The organism is Microvirga sp. P5_D2 (genome assembly GCF_054049475.1).
Map to the genome: position 1 here is coordinate 1 of NZ_JBFUMH010000326.1, position 2,425 is coordinate 2,425.

4 protein-coding genes are annotated in these 2,425 nt (G+C 62.2%); 3 read left to right on the forward strand and 1 reads right to left on the reverse strand.

What is annotated here, in order from left to right; all coding sequences use genetic code 11:
- On the forward strand, nt 1-233 hold a 233-nt coding region (locus ACXJKO_RS31255), incomplete at its 5' end, for a transposase (RefSeq protein WP_457094889.1).
- Nucleotides 234-245: 12 nt separating this feature from the next.
- On the opposite strand, the gene ACXJKO_RS31260 is transcribed toward ACXJKO_RS31255, so the two are convergent.
- Complete coding sequence (locus tag ACXJKO_RS31260) at nt 246-1,379, reverse strand: DUF2778 domain-containing protein (RefSeq protein ID WP_457094890.1); 1,134 nt, start codon at nt 1,377-1,379, stop codon at nt 246-248.
- Nucleotides 1,380-1,746: 367 nt separating this feature from the next.
- Between ACXJKO_RS31260 and ACXJKO_RS31265 the strand changes: the two genes are divergently transcribed.
- The gene (locus ACXJKO_RS31265) at nt 1,747-2,214 is read left to right on the forward strand and encodes a cupin domain-containing protein (RefSeq protein ID WP_457094891.1); all 468 of its coding nucleotides are present in this window, start codon (nt 1,747-1,749) and stop codon (nt 2,212-2,214) included.
- Between the two features lie 11 nt (nt 2,215-2,225).
- Nucleotides 2,226-2,425: isocitrate lyase/phosphoenolpyruvate mutase family protein (locus ACXJKO_RS31270; RefSeq protein WP_457094892.1), on the forward strand; the 200-nt coding region annotated here is incomplete at its 3' end.

The window sequence follows — 2,425 nt, forward strand, 5'->3', positions numbered from 1 at the left end:
AAAAGGCTGCGCAGTGTCTGAAGCAACGCGGAGCCTGGTTCCTGTTCCTGCCGGCTTATTCGCCCGATATGAACCCCATTGAACAGGCCTTCGCCAAGATCAAGGCACACTTGCGCAAGGCCGAGGCGCGAACGTTCGACGCGCTCTGGCGCGCCCTCGGCGACATCTGCGATTTGTTTGAGCCGCACGAGTGTTGGAACTTCCTCAGGGCTGCCGGATATGCGTCCGTTTAACCGTCCGATGCTTTAGATGTCGCGCGCGGAACGGCCCGTGCGGTTGTTGACGATGCGGGGCAGGAGATCTTGCCCACGTCCGGCTGTCACGACCATGCGCTTGACCTCGCCACGCAGATAAGCCTCTAGGAATTTGTTGTAATCCTTGAAGGACACGCAACCGTTCGAGTCGCCGCGCGGCCCGAGCATGTAGGTATGCGCGAGGATGCCGTCGCGGCCGTAGATGGCGGCGCTGCCGCCGACCGGATTCATGCGGATCGCGCGCACGCCGTGGAACAATGCCTCGCGCTCGGTGAGAACATAGGTGCCGGGCGGCGTCGCGCCTTTCATGCGCACATTCACATGACGCGGATCGTCCAATTTGTCGCCGAGGCCGGAATGCGCCTCCAGCTTGTCGCCGTTGGGCATGTAGACGATCTTCGCCGAGATGTCATAGACGGCGGTGCCCGGCTCCGGCGCGAAGGGCGAACCGAACCGCGCGGTAGGATTGATGCTGCCCGTTCCCCGATCCAGGGCGGCATAGCTCAACGCGGCATCCGGCGGAGTCGCGGGCTTGRCGCCGAACAGCTTCTCGATGAACGAGCGGTCATCCGATGGGGCGGCCTGCTGTACGGGATCGGGCTGAGCAGCGCTTCTTCTGGTTGCGGGAACAGCCGCACTCGCCATCTGGCGCGGCTCGGGCGATGATTGGAGGCGGAACTCGGGCGGGCGCGGCACCGGCAAGGGGATCGGCGCAACCGCGATGACTGCCGCCGTCTTCATCTCCTCCTCGGACTCGATGTCCTCGGGCTGTTTCTGCGGAATGGCGGCGATGACAGGATCCGCGCTTGCCTTCGGTGTGCCGAGGATGCTGAACGCTGTCGGGGATGGCGCATGATGTGCGAGCTTGAAGGTCTGAAGCTTCAGTGCGGGCGCGGGATCGAACAGGGGCGAGACGCTCGCGGGCTGAGGCGATGCTGCGGCGATTTTCGGAGCGGGTTTCGGCAACGACGCCAGAGATGCCGTTGCTTCCGGGGTTTTGTCCCACAGGTCCGCGAAATAGGCCAGGGGGCTCAGCGAGATCGCCACGAGCAAGGATGTCGTGAAGAGACTGCGCCGGCTGCGGCGCCGGACATGACGGCCTGAGGAGGTGTAACGATGGGCCATGGCGATCTCTACGCAACAATTTGAGCTGCGCCCGGCATGCCCCGTCCCTGGAGACGAAAGCAAACCCTTGTGCGCCAAGGGCCGCCGCGCGCGAAAAGGCAATTTCACTGTTCGCCGATTAAACGACAGCTTGGTTAAAACATGGCTAACTGCGCTCGGGGAATTGGGCTGCCGTCCGAAGCCGCTGCCTGCCTGTTTGCCTGCCCTTTATCGGTATACGCGGCTCTCGTCAGGAGGCTTGTATTGAGATTGTATCCGTTATGTAGTGTGCACGCTTGCCGATCCTCTGTTGGCAGGAGAGGCGGATGGAAATCGATGACGTCAGCCCCGGTCAGAGGATCAGGTAATATCGCAGAAGGAGCCGCGCATGGATTTCCCCGTCGCCATCAAGGCTATTGACGCTCCGCAGCGTACGAAGCTTTCGAATTATCCAGAGCCGTTCGCTTCACGCATGAAGGGCCGCAGCAAGCGGCCACTCGGTGATCTCTTCGGGCTCTCGAACTTCGGCGTGAATCTCACGACGCTTGTGCCCGGCGCCGTCTCGGCTCTCCAACATCGCCACACCTTGCAGGATGAATTCGTCTACGTGCTCGAAGGCGAAGCGGTTCTCGTCACAGGCGACGTGGAAACAGTTCTGACCGCCGGCATGTGCGCCGGCTTCAAGGCCGATGGCATCAGCCACCACCTCGAAAACCGTTCGGATGCGCCGGTTCTCTATCTTGAGATCGGCGATCGCACGAAGGGTGACACAGCCACTTATCCCGCCGACGATCTCGCTGCCGTTGCCGGTCCGAACGGCTGGATTTTCACCCACAAAGATGGCTCGGCTTACTGAAGGATCCGAACATGCCGACACAAACAGAAAAGGCTGCGCTCTTCCGCAAGCTTCACGAAGAACGACGGGCGTTCATCATGGCCAATGCCTGGGATGCGGGCTCGGCCGGACGCCTGACGACGCTCGGCTTCGAGGCGCTCGGTACCACGAGCGCGGGTCTTGCCCTGTCCATGGGTGTGGAGGATGGGCAGGCTGGCCGGGAGGCGATCCT

Bases quoted from the DNA above. Each gene is read 5' to 3' on its own strand.
- ACXJKO_RS31265 (WP_457094891.1), top strand. From the start codon at position 1,747: ATGGATTTCCCCGTCGCCATCAAGGCTATTGACGCTCCGCAGCGTACG.